General features: G+C 36.9%; 14 protein-coding genes. 8 read left to right on the plus strand and 6 right to left on the minus strand.

The features are described from left to right. Positions 1-29: 29 nt before the first annotated feature. From E1171_RS21170 to hemW, 3 genes are all read right to left on the minus strand, one after another. A complete protein-coding gene (locus E1171_RS21170) occupies positions 30-395 on the minus strand; it encodes a hypothetical protein (protein WP_155208069.1) in 366 nt (121 codons plus the stop codon). 34 nt (positions 396-429) lie between these two features. Continuing rightward, a complete protein-coding gene (locus E1171_RS21175; protein ID WP_155208070.1) occupies positions 430-1,194 on the minus strand; it encodes a cyclase family protein in 765 nt (254 codons plus the stop codon). A gap of 354 nt (positions 1,195-1,548) precedes the next feature. Further along, positions 1,549-2,679 (minus strand): radical SAM family heme chaperone HemW, encoded by a 1,131-nt coding sequence (gene hemW / locus E1171_RS21180; protein WP_155208071.1) that lies wholly within the window; start codon positions 2,677-2,679, stop codon positions 1,549-1,551. 214 nt (positions 2,680-2,893) lie between these two features. Between hemW and E1171_RS21185 the strand changes: the two genes are divergently transcribed. The 8 genes from E1171_RS21185 (at position 2,894) to porN (ending at position 12,856) form a co-directional block, all read left to right on the plus strand. Continuing rightward, positions 2,894-4,660: a BamA/TamA family outer membrane protein gene (locus E1171_RS21185; protein ID WP_155208072.1), complete on the plus strand. Its 1,767-nt coding sequence runs from the start codon at positions 2,894-2,896 to the stop codon at positions 4,658-4,660. A 349-nt stretch (positions 4,661-5,009) separates the two neighbouring features. Then, positions 5,010-6,176: a DUF4271 domain-containing protein gene (locus tag E1171_RS21190; protein WP_155208073.1), complete on the plus strand. Its 1,167-nt coding sequence runs from the start codon at positions 5,010-5,012 to the stop codon at positions 6,174-6,176. A 48-nt stretch (positions 6,177-6,224) separates the two neighbouring features. Further along, the gene (locus tag E1171_RS21195; RefSeq protein WP_155208074.1) at positions 6,225-6,998 is read left to right on the plus strand and encodes a uroporphyrinogen-III synthase; all 774 of its coding nucleotides are present in this window, start codon (positions 6,225-6,227) and stop codon (positions 6,996-6,998) included. Positions 6,999-7,279: 281 nt separating this feature from the next. Next, positions 7,280-8,245, plus strand: a complete 966-nt coding sequence (locus tag E1171_RS21200; protein WP_155208075.1) for a PorP/SprF family type IX secretion system membrane protein — start codon at positions 7,280-7,282, stop codon at positions 8,243-8,245. Positions 8,246-8,460: 215 nt separating this feature from the next. Then, positions 8,461-9,507, plus strand: a complete 1,047-nt coding sequence (gene porK / locus E1171_RS21205; protein ID WP_155208076.1) for a T9SS ring complex lipoprotein PorK/GldK — start codon at positions 8,461-8,463, stop codon at positions 9,505-9,507. 68 nt (positions 9,508-9,575) lie between these two features. Further along, positions 9,576-10,379, plus strand: a complete 804-nt coding sequence (porL, locus tag E1171_RS21210) for a type IX secretion system motor protein PorL/GldL (protein WP_155208077.1) — start codon at positions 9,576-9,578, stop codon at positions 10,377-10,379. Positions 10,380-10,426: 47 nt separating this feature from the next. Beyond that, positions 10,427-12,010, plus strand: coding sequence for a type IX secretion system motor protein PorM/GldM (porM, locus tag E1171_RS21215; protein ID WP_155208078.1), 1,584 nt, complete (start codon positions 10,427-10,429; stop codon positions 12,008-12,010). A gap of 15 nt (positions 12,011-12,025) precedes the next feature. After that, positions 12,026-12,856 carry a type IX secretion system ring subunit PorN/GldN gene (gene porN / locus E1171_RS21220; RefSeq protein WP_246164474.1) on the plus strand — a complete coding sequence of 277 codons (831 nt, stop codon included), beginning with the start codon at positions 12,026-12,028 and terminating at the stop codon, positions 12,854-12,856. A gap of 151 nt (positions 12,857-13,007) precedes the next feature. Here the strand turns inward: porN and uvrC are convergent, their stop codons facing one another. From uvrC to porW, 3 genes are all read right to left on the minus strand, one after another. Further along, positions 13,008-14,798, minus strand: coding sequence for an excinuclease ABC subunit UvrC (uvrC, locus tag E1171_RS21225; protein ID WP_155208079.1), 1,791 nt, complete (start codon positions 14,796-14,798; stop codon positions 13,008-13,010). 125 nt (positions 14,799-14,923) lie between these two features. Beyond that, complete coding sequence (locus E1171_RS21230) at positions 14,924-17,257, minus strand: penicillin-binding protein 1A (RefSeq protein WP_155208080.1); 2,334 nt, start codon at positions 17,255-17,257, stop codon at positions 14,924-14,926. 127 nt (positions 17,258-17,384) lie between these two features. Continuing rightward, on the minus strand, positions 17,385-19,898 hold a 2,514-nt coding region (gene porW / locus E1171_RS21235), incomplete at its 5' end, for a type IX secretion system periplasmic lipoprotein PorW/SprE (RefSeq protein WP_155208081.1).

Raw genomic sequence — 19,898 nt, forward strand, 5'->3', positions numbered from 1 at the left:
AAAAATGTGGGGTTAAGTAATCTAATTTTTTAGCCGCGAACCAGAGCCATCAGTTCGGCCTCTACTTCCCAGTCTTTAGCCAATCGAAGCATGGCTGTGGCTTCCATCTCTGTGATGTATCCTTTTTGATGATTGGCTTTCCAAACTCTATTTAGGTAGGAGAGTTTTATTTCTTTTTTTTCCTTCCCAATCATATTGTTCAAATAATCTCTACCCCGTTCAAAGGCGGTGTAAAAATCTTTAGCAATGAAAGTATTGGCCCATCTTAGTTCATTGATGGCGTCCAATTCCTTGGCTGCTTTTTCAAGAATTTTTTGTTCGTCTTCATCCATTCCATGGTAATGGAAAATCATGGATTTAAGCAACAAAAATGCTTTTTTCTCTTCACTTGTCATGTAAACTATGGACTTCCTTAGCCAGAATTTGGGTTTAAATAGGGGTAAGGGGATAAAGGATAGGCTTACTTGGGCTGGCATCTAACTCCAAGCTGGTGATCTGTAAATTTAACAAATAGACCCCATCTTTTACATGATTTTCTACAAAAATCAACTCGGTGATCGTGGCATTTTTCCTAGTTGATTCGGGAAATTGCCAAAAAGCTTTATGAGCGTTGAGTTTCCCTCCATCCAATTCCCGATCTAAAGAAGGGAGATCGGTAAGTAAATGATTGATGCCAATAGATGCCAAATATTCAATTGCATTTGGATCAAAATAAGGTGGGTTTGTGCCTGACCATATTTTTTTCTTTTTACCTACCTCATTAGGTTGGGTCCTGATAATGATGGCCTCCGCTTCCGTTTCCTTCAGAGCACCTTTGATGGAGGCAAGGCTTATGACTTCGTCTCCAGAGGTTGTTAGCTCTGGTTTAACTGATATTAACTCGGCTAGAAAATGAAAGTTTTGTAGTAAGCGATTCAGTGTGGCATTATTATCAGATGAGATGTGACCGTAACATTCTGTGTGGGTGCCATTTCCATGAGGGGTAAGGCTGATTTTTTGATGATTTACAGGTCCGCCTTGTGCAACACTGCCGATAAATTTACCTGAAATAATGGGTTCGGTTTGTACAGATTCTGCCCAATAGCAATTTGGGTTTTCCCTCCCCGATTTTAAAGGTATTGAAATATCAATGGGTTGATGGAGTAGAGCTTTATATTTTTTTTCTCCAGTTGAAAAAGTTATGGCTTCAATCATAAAAGGAATAGATAAACTTCGCTGACAAAAGGTTAGAAATTACGAATAACATGACTGAATGCCAATGAGAAATTTGATTTTATGGATTTAACTTGTTCTAATCCAAGAAAATTTAAAAAGAAACTAGAAAATATCCTGTTAAAAAAGGGAGCCATCCCTTATCCCAAATTGTACAAAAGGCTTTTGGTTGATTTTGGTAAGATTAGGTATTAGGTCTCAATTTTTATCTGAAGCTTTTTACATATTCGCATTTCACAATTATTTCTCTGTTAGTTTTGAATAAAATATCTTGAGAAAATAGTTATGGAATATTGGGGAAATGCAAAATCTTGGGTTTTGACAGTGGATAGGGCTTTAACTGATAAAAAGGTCAAGGGTAATTTTGTCTGCAAGCAGTTTCCCTTTGTCTGTAAGTTTAAGATGATTTTCTTGATCAATAAAAGCCATTTTACCCGTAATCAAATCGTTTAAATACTCCTTTTGATCTTTAAGCAAATCATATTGAAAGTCTTTTTTAAGTTTCTCCAAGTTACAGCCCCAAGATGTTCGTAAAGTAGTCAAAATATATTCATTTAGTCGTTCAGTAGGACCTAATATATCGAGTTCAAAGGGTATTTTGTTTTGTTTTAGCGATTTAATGTAAGTGACATTATTGGAAGCATTGAATTGACGGTTTTTCCCATCAAAGGAATGAGCAGAGGGGCCAACTCCTAGGTATTTTTCTTGCTTCCAATAATTGCTGTTGTGACGAGAATGTTTATTAGGCAAACAAAAATTTGAAATTTCATACTGTTGATAACCGTCCTCTTTTAAATGGTGAATTAATAATTCAAAATCCGAGGCTGCTCTTTCCTCATCAATCGGCTGTATTTTACCTTTTTTTAACCAATTGCCAAAAACGGTTTTGTTTTCTATGGTCAGACAATATGAAGATATGTGTTCTGGACGAAGCTGTTGGATGGTTTCTAGGTCCCTTTCCCAAACGGTTTGGCCTGTAGCTGGAATGGCATAAATTAGGTCCAGGTTCAGATTATCAAAACCAGCCCGACGAGCATTTTCAACACTGATGAGGGCTTCTTCTGCACTATGTGCGCGGTTTAAAAATTTCAGGTTATAATTATTGAAAGATTGAATTCCGATGCTTAATCGATTAACCCCGCAGGATTTAAAAACTTTAAGATTGGATGGACTAAGATCATCGGGGTTGGCCTCCAGTGTGATTTCTACCGAAGTATCTACACTGAAGTATTTGTATATGGTATCTAGTAATAGGTTTAGTTCTTCTGCTGAGAGTAGGGAAGGTGTGCCACCTCCAAAATAAATGCTTTGCAGACTTTCTCCCTTTAAGTAAGGTTTTTGCAATTGAAGTTCCTTTGCAATGGCTTTAATAGTCTCTTGCTTTTGGCCTGTGTTTGTACTAAAATGAAAATCACAATAATAACATGCCTGCTTACAAAAAGGGATGTGTAAATAAAGTCCAGCCAAAGTTTTTGTTAAATTTAAGGGTTTTAATCATTAGTTTTAGTTCGCAAAAATAAAACCTAACCTTACTTTTAGGTAAGGGTTTTTATTTTCAACGGTTGCACTTCGTTATTAGTGCAGTTTTTAATGATGCCTGAGTTCATATCTTCTAGGTTTATTTTTTTTGAGGTGGCTATAAGTCTCCTTAAGGTTAAATAAATTTTAAATATCATTTTTAATGAGGTCCATTTTAAAGGCAAATGTAGTGAAGCAATTAAAAAGGATCACCCTTTTCTTTTTCTTGTTTTCTAATGCTTCGGTAAAAGCCCAACAAACTAAGCCCTTCCTTCATGTCAATTATCCCGATTCCGTAAATGAAATAATGGCGGCCTTTTCTTTTGATGCCAACCAAAAAGATTCTCTTTCTACTTTAGAGACATTAAAATCCTTGTTAAGAGATTTGCAGGATGAGGGGTATTTAACTGCTGAAGTGAAAAAAATGAATTGGAATAAGGATACGCTTAAGGCAGCATTAAATATTGGTCAGCGATTTACTTGGGTCAATCTTTCCCCAGGAAATTTAAGAAGCCGGTTTCAACAAAGGTTGGGGTTTCGGGAAAAATTTTTTAACAAAAAGCCCTTTCGCTATCAGGAGGTTTCAAAACTAATGGAAAAGTCACTTGTTTATGCGGAGCAAAATGGGTTTCCCTTTGCCCGAATTCGACTGGATTCTATAGAAATAAAGCCCACGTCGGTGAATGCTCAAATTTCCTATACCAGCGGACCGTTAATTACCTTTGATTCTATCCGTATTCATGGAAATGCCAAAATAAAACCTACCTTTTTGCAAGCCTGGCTAGGAATTGAGCCTGGCAAACCTTATGATGAACGACTAATAACCCATCTGAGCAATGAGCTAAAACAATTACCGTTTTTGAAAATTGAAAAAGACCCAGAAGTAAGCTTTAGAAGAGGTAAGGCTATTGTGCATGTTTTCGTTTCAAGAAGGAAAACAGATCAACTGGATGGTCTGGTTGGGATTTTACCAAAGGCTTCCGAAGAGGGAAAAATGTTGATTAATGGGGAATTCCAAATGAAGTTTAATAATTTATTTGCCAGTGGTAAAATGCTGCATTTGAATTGGAAAAAATTAAAAGAAGGTTCTCAACAGTTGGTGGTGGGTTATGAGCATAAAGCCTTGCTTTATGCTCCCTTGTCGGTTTCGTTAAATTTTGAGTTATATAAAGAAGATTCAACTTTCATAAACCGGGATTTGAGATTTGCTCTTTCTTGGCATAAAGGCTTGCCTGGGCGGTTATCAATCTTTAGCCAAGTAAGTACATCTAGTTTGTTATCCATTGAGCCCTATTTGGCTATGGATGATTTATCGGGTTTTGCAGATAATCAGTTGGTTTCTTATGGTTTTGGCTATAAGTGGAATGGATTGGATGACCCCTTATTTCCTAATCAAGGAAGCTTTATTGACCTTGAAGGATCATTTGGCCGTCGAAAAATAGTTAAAAATATTGGTTTGCCGGAACAGTATTATGAGGATCTGGATTTGGAGAGTATGCAGTTTGAGATTCATGGTGTGATGGGACGTTACTTTTCTTTTTGGCGTAGATTGGTGTTGTTGGCTCAATTACAGTTTGGAGGGCAAAAAAATGATCAGCTTTTACAAAATGAATTAATTCGATTAGGAGGGTTTCAAATATTAAGAGGGTTTAATGAAAATGAGTTTTTTGCCTCCGCTTTCGCCCTATCAACCGTTGAGGTACGTTTTTTGATTGAAAAAGAGGCTTATCTTATGTTTTTTTATGATCAGTCTTATTTAGAAAATCAACTTCAGGGGGATAATCAATATCCTTTAGGCCTGGGGGCAGGCCTATCATTTTCCACTGGTTCCGGTGTTTTTAGTTTTATTTATGCTATAGGACAATCTAAGTTTCAGCCTCTGGCATTTGACCACTCAAAAGTTCATTTTGGCTTCACAAGTCGTTTTTAAGATTTAATTCTTCGTCAGAGGACGTTGAATTTTTTCGAGTTCCTTTAAATTTTATCTTTGCAACTTTACTGTGTCTATTTTTGCATAAAGACTTTAACATTAAACAAAGAACCTTTCTTTTGTTTGGAGGAATTTAGTGCCTTTTTAGTTAAGTAAATGCTGATTATTTTAAGGAATAAGCAGATCAGTGAAGATAATTTCGAATTAAGATAAGATTAAAGGGTTACGAAAAAGGACTGAAAAAAGTACAGAAAGAGATTTAAGCTTTACTGTGCAAGTTAGAGCAATTAAGATATGCTTTTGTTCTATCGTAATTTTTACTGCTAATAATTGACTTTTTTGTTAGGTGATGAAAAATATTCTGTGGAAATGTTTAGTTCTTTTTTTCTGTATATTGGGTGTTTCACTGAGGGGATATTCTCAGCAGGATGAGGTGTCGGACTATAAACTGGCAAAAGATTTTACCCCAGAATGGTTAATTTATGAAAACCAAAGTCAAACTTATGTGCCTTACGTTTTAAATACTCCATTTCATAATACCAGTGCAAGTTTCACTCTTTCTACTGAAAAATTTAGTGGTAGCACATTGTTTTATGAGGTTCAGGGAGGAAGTACTTTGTTTATTGATAGAAAAATAGTTGCCTTTTTTCCTAAAGATACTATTCGTCTTTTTAATTTGGACAGCCTGGTAGAGGTTTTTCAGAAACAAGATTTATTTGTAACGCTTTATAATCCTGAATTTATTCCGCGAGAAAATCGCATAGGGATTTTAGCCGATGAAGTTGCATTTAGCGAAATTTCAAATGATAGGGTTCATACAACTCTTGAGATTCGGTCATCAGAGAGCAAAAACAATTTTATGATTTCTTCTTTTCTGTTAATCGCCTTACTCTTGACAATAGTGATTAACAAGTATTCCCGAACCTCACGTGGTTTTTTTAGTCTGAACCATTTTTTTTGGACAAAGGGAGGAAGAGATGCCCTGGGGATGAATAGGGCCACGCCTAATTTCTCTTTTGGTTTAGTTCTGTTATATGCCTTGTTGCAGGCTTATGTATGGTTAATTACAGCTCCATTTTTGGAAAATTTACATTTAGCCTTTGCGAGAATGGGGGAATTAAATTTTTCAGGTTATAGTTTACTTTGGTTAAAAATAAGCGCGGTAATTATAGCCTTTTTATTGCTAAAATATGTTTTGATCGCTTTAGTATCTTCCTTATTTGGAGTATCCGATCTTCGTAATGTTCACTTTTTTGACTTTCTGAAAATTGGTTTGATTGGTTATTTAATACTCGCAATTCTTTTGTTAATTTTCTTTACAAATAGAGCCTTTTTTAGCCCGGTATATTCCATCATTCTACCCATTTTATTTTTAACAGTTTTATTCTTTAGGGTTTTAATATTACTTATCAAACTAATTAGTGTACAGAAATTAAGTGGTGTTCAATTATTTTCGTATCTTTGCGGCACTGAAATCCTGCCTCTTATAGTAGGACTAAAAATCCTGTTTAAATAGGCTTTTTAAAGTTTTTAACAGATAAAACTCTAAAATCCGTAAAAAAATATGAACGCACCAGCTAAGGATAGATTACGTGAGGTAAAAAGTATTTTAGTTTCTCAACCCAAGCCAGCCAGTGAAAAATCCCCTTATTACACTTTAGCTGAAAAGTATAATTTGAAAATTGATTTTAGGCCTTTTATTGAGATTGAGCCCATTCCTGTCAAGGAGTTTAGAAAACAAAAGATCGATATTCTTAAGCATTCCGCTGTTATTTTTACCAGCCGTAATGCAGTGGATCATTTTTTTAGGCTTTGTACCGAAATGAAGATTGAGATGCCAGCTGATATGAAATACTTTTGTATCTCTGAGCAGACGGCCAATTATCTTCAAAAATACATAGTTATAAGGAAACGTAAGATTTTTACTGGGGTTAGAACGGCGACAGACTTATTGGAAGTCTTGAAAAAGCATAAGAATGAGAAATATATATTCCCTTGTTCTGATATTCGAAAAGATGATATCCCTAACTATCTAAAACAAAATGGGTATCAGTATACTGAGGCTGTTATATATAGGACAGTGGCAAGTGATCTTTCGGATTTAGCCGATGTAAACTATGATATTATTGCTTTTTTCAGTCCGTCAGGGATAAACTCTTTATTTGTGAATTTCCCAGATTTTGAGCAAAACGAAACAAGGTTGGCGGCTTTTGGACCTACTACCGCAAAAGCAGTGAGAGAAGCTGGTCTAATGCTCGATATTGAAGCTCCACAACCCAATGCCCCTTCAATGACAGGAGCACTGGAGCTTTACATTAAAAAGGCAAACCAATTATAAGTAGGTAATCTAGGGAAAGATATTTAATAACATAGCGGACTTTTTTTAAAGGGCCAAGATTTCCGAGTGTTTAGCATTCGGAATTCTTGGCCTTTTTTTGTAAAAGTATAATATCTTTGGAAAAGACTTTTTTATTGTAAAAAAAACGAATAATTTTTAACGTAATGTATTCATTATAGTTGTTTTTATAGGAGTCTTCTAATTTTATGCGTATAAAGACTTGTATTTAAGTCTTAAAAATTGACAGAAAGTTATATATTTACATTTCAATATAGGTCTTTATGAGAAAGATTAAGTTGCTATTTGCTCTTACAGCAGTAATTTTATGTGGTAATAAACATTCAGTCTACGCTCAACAGGATATACAGCTTAGTCAGTATATGTTTACAACCCTTTCTTATAATCCGGCTTATGCAGGAGTGGAGGGAGTAACTAATTTTACAGGTCTTCATCGCTCTCAATGGGCTGGGTATAATACTAATTTTGATGGGGCCGGAGGTGCCCCAACTACGCAGTTACTTTTAGCTGATGCACCTATTTTGAATATCTCCAGTGGGGCAGGACTTTCAATTATTAATGATCGCCTTGGACCATGGAATAACCTGAGACTGGATCTTAATTATGCTTATCACCTTAGTATTAATAATGCTAAGGTAAGTTTAGGAATTAAGGTTGGGGCTTTTGCTCAAACAATCGATTTTGATCGCTATAGACCTATAGATCCTGAAGATCCTTTAATTCAAAATGGAAGAGCAACTCAGATACGACCTAATATGGGATTGGGAGCTTTTCTTCGAACTGAAAAGTTCTATGCGGGGATTAGTTATGATCATTTAATGAAGTCACAATTTGATTTTGGAGTTGATGAATTGAGAAATGCCCTGGAAGGAAATTTATTTGCCACGGCTGGATATAATTATAATATTTCTTACAATTTTACAATTTCTCCTTCGTTTCTTTTTAAATCGGACTTTAATTCTTATTCCTTTGATCTTACTGTTTTGGGGACTTACGAAGAGAAAATGTGGGGTGGCTTGGGATATCGTCAATCTGAAGCGGTTATTGCCTTATTAGGCTACAGCTTTTTTAAGGATAATGCGCTTAAAATTGGATATTCCTTTGATTATGTGATTAGTGGAAAGCAAGCAAAAGAATGGTCTTCCCATGAAATCATGTTGAAATATACTTTGCCTGTAGCCACCGCAGGTGGGAAAAAAATAATTCGAACGCCTAGGTTTAGGCATTAAAATTTTAGAGTTAGATTTTGGAAAGTTTAGGATTTTCCACAATTTGTAAGTGTGTTAGTGTGTGAATTGGTTTAAATCGTCAAAAATCTAAAACCATTATTTTCTATCCGTCTGATTATTAAAATGCCTTGTGACATAAGGTAAATTAATGTTTGGACGCTGATAAAAACCTTAAAAATGTAATTCAACCTACATTTTTAAAAAATACAGGTGCTATGAATAAATTGAATCCTCTCATGAGAGCGGCAGGCTTGATGTCTGTTGCCGTATTGCTATCCCTTCAAGGTTGTGGTCTGTTAGGTGGTGGAGGCCGGGGAGACGACCGTGGTGAACTTGTCGGTGTACCCGGAAGAGAAGGCTTTGTCCAAACCATTCCTCATGGAATGGTGGCCATTCCAGCTGGTACTTTTCATATGGGTCAAACCGACCAAGATGTTGCCGCAACCCAAGTTAACTTCAATAAACAGGTTACTATCAGCGGTTTCTTCATGGATGAAACCGAAATAACCAATAATGAATACCGTCAATTTATTGAATCTGTAATGACTGATTCGATTCCTAATGCTTGGGATCAGGATTATGTTATGCAGGAACTTTATCCAGATACGACGGTTTGGGTTAATGATTTTTCCCATCATATGGGTGATCCAATGATGGAATATTATTATTCACATCCTGCCTATGATGATTATCCTGTAGTGGGGGTAGATTGGGAAGCTGCCCAGATTTTTTCCCTTTGGAGAACTAATTATCTTAATGACTACCGGGCAAGTAAAGGTGAATTTATGATGCCTAAGTTCCGTTTGCCTTCTGAGGCAGAATGGGAATATGCCGCAAGAGGGGGGCGTGATATGGCTAAATACCCGTGGGGTGGTCCTTATATCCGAAATAGAAAAGGTTGTTTGCTAGCCAATTACAAACCTCGTCGTGGAAATTATTATGATGACGGTTGGACTTATACGGCGGCCGTTGCTCAGTATTTTGCTAATGATTATGGCCTTTATGATATGGCTGGGAATGTGGCAGAATGGACTGAAGATGCCTACAGTGCTTCCTCTGTTCCTGTAGTTTGGGATCTTAACCCCATATATATTGATGAAAATGAGCCTAGAAAGGTTGTTCGTGGGGGTTCATGGAAAGACATAGCCTATTATCTGCAGACAGGAACAAGGACTTATGAATATAAAGATTCAACACGATCATATATTGGTTTCCGATGTGCTATGACTTACTTGGGACGATCCTCAGGATCAGAGTTTTAGTGCATGGTTGGTTTCGTTTTATGTCTTTGAAGAAAAAATAATCTAATCAATTAAATATTCAGCAGAAAATGAGTAGACAAAAAGGAGGAGCTGCAGAAAAGTTTTACGGCTTTTGGGTTCCAAAATTGTATGGTATAGGTGCTGCAATTGTTATTGTAGGCGCGATGTTTAAGTTAGAGCATTGGCCTTTTGCGTCAGAACTATTGATTACAGGTTTAACTACCGAGGCGGTAATTTTCTTTCTTAGTGCTTTTGAGCCTAAACATGTGGAGCCGGACTGGACAAAAGTTTATCCGGAACTTGCAGATGATTTTTCAGGAACTGCAAAAATTTTAAGAACACCTGAAAATGAAGGTTCAGTTTCAAAAAAATTAGACCATATGTTGGAAAGTGCCAATGTTGGCCCTGAATTGATCGAAAGTTTGGGCAAGGGTATGAAGAACCTTTCTAATTCTGTAGCAAAGATGTCAACAGTTAGTGATGCCGTAGTAGCTACAGATGAATATTCTAAAAATATAAAGGTAGCGGCCAGCTCCCTAAATGAGTTGAACCGTTCTTATGCTGCTACAACTACTGCAATGACCCAAATGGTAGGTGCTTCCGAGGATGTGAAAAAATACCATGCTCAAGTTCAGCACGTGACCAAAAATCTGAGTGCATTAAATGCAGTTTATGAAATGGAGTTGCAGGATACCAATAGCCATATTAAGGCGATGAATAAATTCTATTCAAACATTGCTGCGACAATGGGGAATATGTCTGAGACTACCAAGGACACCCAGGAATTTAGAGAGGAATTGGGTAGATTGAAGAGTAATCTATCTTCTTTAAATAAAGTATATGGTAGTATGTTAACAGCCATGAAGAGCTGATTAATAATTTAGTATAAATTTAAACAGGACTAAAAAGAAATAAATCTATGGCAGCAGGGGGAAAAGAAACTCCACGGCAGAAGATGATCGGTTTGATGTATCTTATTCTGACCGCTATGCTTGCACTGAATGTGGACAGTGCAGTTTTGGAAAAATTCCTGTTTTTCAACAATTCCCTGGAAAGATCGATTGATAAATCCAAAAATGAGAATACTGAGTCTTTAAATGCTATAAAAACCCAGGTCTCAGAAATGGGGGACAGGGAGAAGGATTTGGCAGTATTACAAACAGCAACTGAAATTCGGCAGCGAACTACGGCTTTAGTAAAGGAGCTGGAAGAATTGGGGGATAAATTTGTGGAAATTACCGGAGGGTCAGATGAATCGGGAAAGCCTAAAAATTTGACAGACCGTGAAGCAATCGCTTCTCATATGTTGGGGAAAAGAGGAAAAGAACTACAGGAAAACTTAAATAATTATTCGGCTTTTTTGGCTGAAAAGACAGGGGGTGAGTTTTCAAATATAGCCTTGGACGGGAAGGATGATCCCGTTTTTAAAAATGATCCCGATCAGAGAGGTAAATCTTTTGCTTCTTTATATTTTGAGGAATCGCCAATGGTAGCGAGTTTAGCTTCTGTCAGTCAGTTGGCAACTGAGGTATTATCTAGGGAAACTCGTGCTCTTGATATTCTTAAAGGGAAGGTGGGAGCAGAAGATGTTAGTTTCGATAATATAAAAGTAATGGTAAACCCGGAATCCAGAGTGGTTGCGGCAGGGACTAAATACAAAGCGGATGTGTTTTTGGCAGCCTCCTCTTCGGGGATTACTCCTACTATGAAAGCCAAAGGGACTGACCTGGAAGTAAATGGTGGTTTTGGTAAATTAGAATTTACTGCTCGACCATCCAAACGCTATAATAAAGATGGTTTGTCTGCGGAAACTTTTAAGGCCGAAATAAGCATGGCGGTAAATGGAGGGGAAACCAAGACTTATACCGAGGAAATCACCTATTTTGTAGCTAAACCTTATCGGCAAATTAGTTCAGCATCCGTGCAGGCTTTATATTATAACTGTGGAAATAAATTGAATATTCAGGTTCCTTCATTAGGGTCCAGCTATAACCCAAGTTTTAGAGTTACAGGGGCTAGTGCTATTGAAGGAGATACCAAAGGGGAGGTTATGGTGATTCCAAATAGCCGAAAAGTAGTGTTGACTACCAGTAGTAGTGGAATTGAGCTTGGAAAGGATACCTTTAATGTTCGACCTATTCCAAAACCGGATGTAACGGTACTTTCGAAAGGTAAGGAAATAAATATGAAGGTAGGAGTTTCAGCTCCAGGACCACGAACACTACAAATCAGAGCCATTCCTGATGAGGGCTTCAAGGAATTTCTGCCAGATGATGCACGTTACCGAGTGGCAGAAGCGGAGGTGACATTAGCTCGTGGTTCCAGACCAGTAAAGAGAATGAAGGTCACCAATGGTAATGCCGATCTTTCACAATTTGCCTCTTTGGCAAAGAAAGGGGATCGAATTGTTATTGAGGTTACAAAAGTGCAACGTAGAAACTTTAGAAATGAAGTGGAAGATGTAAATATGGCCAATAGCATATTTCAGATTCCTTTGAACTAAAAAAGCTAATTACCTATGAAAAGATTGTGTTATGTAATGGCTTTGTGCTTGCTTTCTAGCCTATTTGGTTTAGATCAAGCAAAAGCACAAGAAATTGATACAGGCTATAACCCGAACTCTTTGCGTCCTGTTCATGAGTCAGACATCATGTATAAGAAAAGGTTGTGGAGAAGGATGGATCTGAGAGAAAAGCAGAACAGACCATTTTTCGCCATGAATCATGAGATTAGCCGAATTATTATTGATGCTGTGGAAATGGGATTGATTTATCCCTACACCAATGATTCCTTAAATGTCAGAATGTCAAAAGAGGAGTTCTTCACTAGACTATCTCTACCTGATGAAGAAGCATTTGAGGATGAATCGGATTTTCAACCCTCTGGCTGGGATGAACCGGAAAATGATCAGCCGGTGGAGCAAAAGTCTCTTTATTTTCTGCCAAGACAGGTAAGTGTAATTGAAATTACAGAAGATATGATCTTCGATAAAGCTCGATCTAGGATGTATTTTGATATACAGGCTATTACTCTGGTTATTCCTGGAAAAGAGTTTGAGACGGGGCTACAAAAGGAGCTAGGAACTTTTAAATTTAAGGATTTGGTGGCTTTATTTAAAAGTCAACCTAAGGATGCGATATGGTACAATCCTTACAATACGGCCAAGCATTTAAATCTTTCTGATGCTTTTGAACTTAGATTGTTTGCAGCGCGGCTAATTAAGGTTGAAAATCCAAATGATGCCTTTATTGCCGATCAATATCCGGAAAGCCAAAGGGCCGGAATTATTGCCTCTCAAAGAATAGAGTATGAATTACTTGAACAGGAAAGCGAACTTTGGGAATACTAAAATGGAAGTTGGGAATTACCATTTGGGGATACCAAGTCCCAGAGCTTTTAGGCTGAGATAAAATAATTTATAAAGGTATAACCTATTTGATTTCATAACACAATCTAAAAAAGGACGGGGTAGAAGCCGTCCTTTTTCATTTTTCTAAAAATTAAGAAAGAGATTGTTTTACTTTCCCTGCCTTATCTTTACCTACTACAGCAGACAAATCCTCTAGGGAGGCCTCCTTGATTTTTTTAATGGATTTAAACGTTTTTAATAACTTGTCCACAGTTTTTGGACCAATGCCACCAATTGTGTCTAATTCGCTTTGAATGCTTGCTTTACTTCTTTTATCTCTATGAAAAGTAATGGCAAATCGATGCGCTTCATCTCTTAATCGTTGTATTAATTTAAGTGTTTCAGATTTTTTGTCGATATGCAAAGGGTAGGAGTCCTCAGGGTAGTATATCTCTTCCAAGCGTTTGGCAATTCCAATGATGGGGATCTGTCCGTAAAGACCCAGTGATTTTAGGGCATTACAAGCCGCACTCAATTGTCCTTTTCCCCCATCTACAATAATGAGGTTTGGTAGGCTTTGAGCCTCTTCTTTTAACCTTTTGTATCGTCTTCCCACTATTTCTTCCATGGAGGCAAAGTCATTAGGACCAACCACCGTCTTAATGTTGTACTTCCGATAATCCTTTTTGGAAGGTCGGCCATTTTTAAAACAAACCATGGAGGCCACGGGGTTTGTACCTTGTATGTTGGAGTTGTCAAAGCACTCAATATGGAGTGGCAAATTGGGAAGTTGAAGATCATCCTTCATTTGCTTTAGCACTCTTAATTCCAACTCCTTTTTGCTTTCTATTCTACTGTATCTTTCTTTTTTATAATAAATAGCGTTTTTCAGAGCTAAGTCCACCAGCTTCTTTTTATCTCCAATTTGGGGGACAGTTAGCTTAATGTTTTCAAAATCCGTATCTAATGGGATATTGGTGAGGATTTCTTTGGAAGTACTTGCAAATTTGTCTCTTAATTCCACCATGAATAGAGATAAAATATCTTGGTCTTGTTCATTTAGCTTTTTCTTTACCTCTATGGTTTCGGCCACATTGATTGCGCCATCAATTACTTTCAAATAATTGATGAAAGCCATTTTGTCATCTGATACAATGACAAAAACATCCACTGAAGCAATCGCTGGATTAACTACTTGAGATTTTGCCTGGTATAGTTCCAGAGATTCTAACTTCTCTTTGAATGCTTGAGCTTTTTCAAATTCAAGTGTATCCGCCATATCTTGCATCCTTTGCTGGAAATACGATCTAACTTCCCCCAGGTGGCCTTTAATAATATGGCGAATATGTTCAATGTCGTTGTTGTAATCTTCTTCGTTTTGTAAACCTTCACAAGGCCCTTGACAATTACCAATATGGAATTCAAGGCATACTTTGAATTTTCCTTTGCGAATATTTTCCTCGGAAAGGTTAAAAGTACAGGTTCGAACGGTATACAAATGTCTGATTAAATCCAAAACGGCTCTCATCGCCTTGGAGCTAGGGTAAGGCCCGTAGTAGGTTCCCTGAGACTTAATTACTTTTCTACTGACAATTACTCTTGGAAAACGTTCTTTGGTGATACAGATGTAGGGATACGTTTTATCATCCCTTAATAAAATGTTGTATTTGGGTTGGTTTTTTTTGATAAGGCTGTTTTCCAACAATAAAGCATCAGCCTCCGTATTCACTAATGCTATTTCTATTTTAGAGATTTCAGAGACCATTTTAAGGGTCTTGCGATTGATGCCCTTCGATTTGTTGAAATAGCTGCTGACTCTTTTTTTAAGGTTTTTGGCTTTTCCTACATAGATTAATTCCTGAGAAGAATTAATAAACTTATAAACTCCCGGTTCATTTGGGAGCAAATTAATCTGGTCCGCATTATAATATGGACTTTGCATATTTTAGTTCTCCCGAATCTTTTTAAGGCTCTTCCTATACAAAACGAAATATAAATGAAAATATACTCTAAAAAAGAAAGGTAACTGAATCAGCTACCTTTCACTTTTTAAAGTTATTTAATGACCTAAAAAATTTCGTCTTTGTTTACATCTATAGTTTTTACTGGTGATACATCGAGTGTATCGGATTCGCTTTGAAGGTCTGCTTCCTGATACTTGTTACAATCTAACTCTACCGAAAGAGGATTGTCAGGTCTTTCAAAAGGCCCTTTTGTATAACCTGCTGTTGAGTCAGCATATACTTTCAGCATATACTTGTCAAAAATTGGCCTTGCCATCCTTGCTCCCTGTCCCAAAGCTAAAGTTCGAAAGTGTATACTTCTTTCATCACCTCCTACCCAAACACCAGAAACAAGGTCCTTGGTTACACCCATAAACCAACCGTCTGATTGGTTGTTAGAGGTGCCAGTTTTGCCTCCAATTTCATTATCTTTTTTTAATTCATAGCTTAATCCAACCGCGCTACCTCCTACCTCTTCTGCAGCACCTCTTAACATATAAAGCATTTGATAGGCAGATTCCTCGCTAAGGGCTTCTCGGGTTTTAGGGGTAAATTCCTGGAGTACATTTCCATTTTTATCTTCTATTCTTGTAATGAAATAGGGTTCAGTCCATGTTCCTTTATTGACAAAAGTACCGTAGGCGCCTACCATCTCATAAACAGAAACGTCACTTACTCCCAACGCTAGTGAAGGAACAGCATCTAATGGACTAGTTATTCCTAAACGCCTGGCATAGTCGACAACCGTTTGTGTTCCTACCAGTTGAAGTATTTTAGCAGCAATGGAGTTTACTGACCGGGCTAATCCCTGTCTTAAGGTCAAACTTTCTCCACTATATTTTCCATTGTCATTAGGTGGCGTCCAGGTAGGTGGATCTCCCACCACTTGGAAGGTTACCGGTTGGTCTACTACCTCGAAACATGGAGAATAACCATTATCAATTGCGGCAGTATAAACAATGGGTTTGAAAGTGGAGCCAGGTTGTCTTCTGCCTTGTTTTACATGATCATATTTAAAATATTTATGATTTATCCCTCCAACCCAGGCTTTTATTTGCCCGGTATGTGGATCCATGGACATCATACCCGTATGTAAAAAGTGTTTGTAGTATTTGAGAGAATCTATTGGACTCATCAAGGTGTCAATTTCACCTTGCCAGGAGAACACTTTTATAGGCTGAGGGGTGTTCATCATAATATCCACTGAATCGGAATTAGCTCCGTATTTGGCTACTAGGCTTTTGTATTGATCCGTCAATTTGGCCCGGTCTTCAATAAAATTTTTCATTTCCCTTCCATTCTCATCTACCCATGGGTTTCTACCTTTCCAATGATCAAAAAACTTTTTTTGGAGGGATTTCATTTGCTCTTCCATAGCCTCTTCCGCATATTCTTGCAAGCGGCTGTCAATGGTCGTGTAGATTTTTAATCCATCGGCAAAAAGGTCATAACCATTTTCTTCGCACCATTTCATCAACTGATTTCTAGCCTGAGAACGGAAGTAAGTGGCCTGTCCTTCATTATGATTGGCTACTTTATATTCTAAGCCAAATGGAAGTGTTTTGATGGAATCATATTCTTCACGGCTTAGGAATTTAAAATTGTACATGCTATAAAGAATCTCAGTTCTCTTTCTCATAGCCCTTTCCGGGTTCCGTACAGGATTGAAACGAGATGGTGCATTTAGCATTCCTACCAACATGGCTGACTGCTGTATGTTCAGGCTGTCTTGTGGGATGTTGAAGAAAGTTCTTGCTGCTACTCGAATTCCATAGGCATTTCCTCCGAATTCTATGGTATTCAAGTACATAGCCATGATCTCTTCTTTGGTATAGGACCTTTCCAGTTTAACAGAAATAATCCATTCTTTGGTTTTGGAGACCACAAGTCTGATAAGTCGATTTTTTTTGGTTAAGCTACCTTGAAAGCTGGCTCCCCTCGTTTTAAATAGGTTTTTTGCCAATTGTTGAGTTATGGTACTTCCACCTCCCAAATTTGTGTTAAAAGTGAGTAGTCCCCTAACAACTCGAAGTGTAGCCTCTAAATCAATACCTGAATGTTGTTGAAAGCGAATGTCTTCAGCTGCAAGAAGAGCATTTACCATGTTGGGGGATAATTCATCATAAGTAACTGGGGTCCGGTTTTGTCGATAGTATTTTCCCAATAGTTTCCCATCAGAAGTAAAAAGCTCTGAGGCTAGGCTGCTTTCTGGATTTTCCAGGGTCTGGTGATCTGGCATTCCTCCAAACCAGCCTTGAAAATTGCTGCTAACCATAAATACCCATGTGGGTAAGGCAATGAGGCCTAGAATAAAGATGGTCCAGATCGCAATAATTATTTTTTTATAAATTTTGCGTCCCTTCTTTTTTACTTCTTTTTCCTGCTTACTCTTTGGCATTTGTTTTGAAAAGGTGAAATTGAAATTAAAGTTCTGTATCCTGGGTTTTATTATTTATTGGTAAAAAAGCATTCCCAAATCTGGTGTAAACACTTTACCACTCCCTATTAAATAAATACTCAAAAGTCTATTTGTAATTTTGTTCAAAGAATTCAAGATATCTCTCAAAATCCTTATCCTGATAAAAAGTATTAAAGTTTTGCTTTGAGATCACGAAATTATAAAATTTTAAGTCCTTAAACCCATTTAAAGGTGAGTTTGTCCCATTAAAGGCCTTAAAGAACGATTCACTTCCTGATTTGGTATCGAACTCATTCAAAATAAGCATAGAAAGGGATTTATTTAATTTTAGGTTTCCCGATTTTAAATCCCAATTATTTGTTAGCAAAAACTGTTCTAATTTTTCAGTAAGGGGATCTGTTAGCTGATTATTTGCAGGATATATTAATACAAAAATGTGTTTTTGCTCAAAATCTGTACTGAAAGGAATTATTCGCAGGGATGCTTCCAATTTTTTGTACCGCTCATAACCTTCTTTGAGTTGTTGGGCATATTCAATTAATGCGCTTTCCGGATGGGTTTCAATAAAACGGTCTAATTCGAATTTATATTTATCAAAATGCTCTTTTTTACCCGAAATCATAATTTCAAGTAACAACAAATGATTCGTGTAGTTATTTTCCGGATATTCATTTAAGGTATTCTTGGTTAGGGCTTCTGCTTCATCTAGTTGATGGTTGGTAAATAAGGCATAAGCTTTTTCGTAAATTTTTTCTACTTCTCTGCTTATCTTATCATTTTCTTCCTTAAAGTTCGGGTTGTCTACCAGTTTGGCATAAATACTTTCTGGGAACTCTTCTTTTAAACGATTTCCATAAATTTCGAAAGAGGGATTGTTTTGCTCTTTTAAAATTAAAAAGAGCAAATAAAACACCTCATCTTTATTTTCTAGCTGGGGGAATCTTTCCAGAAGAATTTGAAAAGCTTCTATGGCTTTCTCTTTTTCCAGTAGGTCAAAATTGTAAATATTGCCTAATCTAAAATAAGCGGTTTCAATTTTTGCAAGACTTTCCTTTTGGGAGTCCTCGGAAAAAGGAATAGTTTGATAAAGGGCATTTATTTTTGATTCCCGGTTGTTCGTCTTATTTTCTTCTGCTCTTCCTTGCCCTTCCTCTTCCTTTAAAGCTTCTTCATTGGAAGCCAAATCAGCATTTGAATCTGGCGCTTTTGCAGAAAGTCGCCAAAAATCTTCCAGGGTTCTATTTCCCCATTTTCTCTTAAATTCAGCTCGTCCTTGATTTATTGCATTGAGGTTGTGAAAATACCAGGTACCATCCCCATTAGAATTACTTTGTTCTAAAAATGGGTTTAATCCCTGATTTGGGATGAAGTTATCATTTGCAGCTTGCTGGGCTAATTCCTCCTGTTGCTGACGGAGAGCCTCTTCTTCTTTTTCAATTTCTTCATTAAGAAACGCCACTAAAGAAACCGAATCCATTTTTGCCAGGTTTAAAAGACTGTCTTCGGTTTGAATAATAGTTAATTGTGCAACAAAATCAGTTAATATCTTTTGTCTTTTCTCTGTTTCCTCATAGATCTCTTCTTCTTTTGGCATTACTTGAACCGCACTGTCATAATAGTTTTGTGCCAGACGGTAATTGCTTAAGGTATCAAAATAAATTTGCCCTAATTTTAAATAGGAATAAGCTTTTTGCCGATTGTTTCTTTTTGAAACACGTGCAGAGGATTTATAATAATCAATTCCCTTGTCAAGGTTGTTATTTTTTACTTCAATTTCCGCCATTTCAAAATAGATCTTATCTTGAAAGTCCGAATTTTTTGGATCCTTCAAGAGCTTTTTGAAGTATTTCCTGACATGAGCTAAATCAGCTGCTTTGGCTAATTGAATTGCCTTGGCAATATTTAGCTGTGCATTAAAGGACATTTCATAAGGAGGATTGCTTCGAAGACATTTTTTGTAATAATAGTAGGCATCTGTATCATTTCCTTGTTCCTGAAAAAGTTGGCCAAGGATGTAAAAAATTTGAATCTTTTCTGCTTTTTTTTGAAGTAAGGGTACCACTTTTACCAACTCTTCCCGCATATTTTGCCAATCTTCCTTTCTTTGGTAGTAATAGGCGCGGACCAGTTGCCAATTTTTTTGGTTTTCCTTGCTCAAACTTTCTTTCTTTAAAAAGTCCGATACAGCGATAGCGTTTGAGTCTTCCCCGTAATCAATAAAAGTCCGCATTAACCAAATTAAGGCTTTGTGGCGGGCATCGTTATTTTCACTGTTACTATTGACATATTTAAAGGTTTTGATAGCATTATCAAAGTCAGCCTGATAAAAACGTACTTTTCCAACTAGAATGTAGCTGTAGTCTACCCATTTGCTGTTTTTATGGTGTTGGATAGGGAGAGATGATTTTTTGATGATTTCCTCTAATAGTTCTTTATTACTTTGAATTAATGTAGAATCGAGGGGAGGGAAAATGGTCAGAACTTTATTATAATTATTTTCCCGGTTATCAAGTAAACTTTGGTCAATAGTGTTAAACTCTTCATTTGCAATGAAGTAGGCATTATAATGAGCGGTGATATTATGATAGGTTTTGCTGGCAATGTTCTTTTTATTGGAGGA

The sequence above is a fragment of the Xanthovirga aplysinae genome, from assembly GCF_009711365.1.
GTDB lineage: Bacteria > Bacteroidota > Bacteroidia > Cytophagales > Cyclobacteriaceae > Xanthovirga > Xanthovirga aplysinae.

What these genes read in the sequence shown, in the direction of transcription:
- E1171_RS21170 (WP_155208069.1), bottom strand. Translation starts at nt 395, where the DNA reads ATGACAAGTGAAGAGAAAAAAGCATTTTTGTTGCTTAAATCCATGATT.
- E1171_RS21175 (WP_155208070.1), bottom strand. Translation starts at nt 1,194, where the DNA reads ATGATTGAAGCCATAACTTTTTCAACTGGAGAAAAAAAATATAAAGCT.
- E1171_RS21185 (WP_155208072.1), top strand. Translation starts at nt 2,894, where the DNA reads ATGAGGTCCATTTTAAAGGCAAATGTAGTGAAGCAATTAAAAAGGATC.
- E1171_RS21190 (WP_155208073.1), top strand. Translation starts at nt 5,010, where the DNA reads ATGAAAAATATTCTGTGGAAATGTTTAGTTCTTTTTTTCTGTATATTG.
- E1171_RS21195 (WP_155208074.1), top strand. Translation starts at nt 6,225, where the DNA reads ATGAACGCACCAGCTAAGGATAGATTACGTGAGGTAAAAAGTATTTTA.
- E1171_RS21200 (WP_155208075.1), top strand. Translation starts at nt 7,280, where the DNA reads ATGAGAAAGATTAAGTTGCTATTTGCTCTTACAGCAGTAATTTTATGT.
- porK (WP_155208076.1), top strand. Translation starts at nt 8,461, where the DNA reads ATGAATAAATTGAATCCTCTCATGAGAGCGGCAGGCTTGATGTCTGTT.
- porL (WP_155208077.1), top strand. Translation starts at nt 9,576, where the DNA reads ATGAGTAGACAAAAAGGAGGAGCTGCAGAAAAGTTTTACGGCTTTTGG.
- porM (WP_155208078.1), top strand. Translation starts at nt 10,427, where the DNA reads ATGGCAGCAGGGGGAAAAGAAACTCCACGGCAGAAGATGATCGGTTTG.
- porN (WP_246164474.1), top strand. Translation starts at nt 12,026, where the DNA reads ATGAAAAGATTGTGTTATGTAATGGCTTTGTGCTTGCTTTCTAGCCTA.
- uvrC (WP_155208079.1), bottom strand. Translation starts at nt 14,798, where the DNA reads ATGCAAAGTCCATATTATAATGCGGACCAGATTAATTTGCTCCCAAAT.
- E1171_RS21230 (WP_155208080.1), bottom strand. Translation starts at nt 17,257, where the DNA reads ATGCCAAAGAGTAAGCAGGAAAAAGAAGTAAAAAAGAAGGGACGCAAA.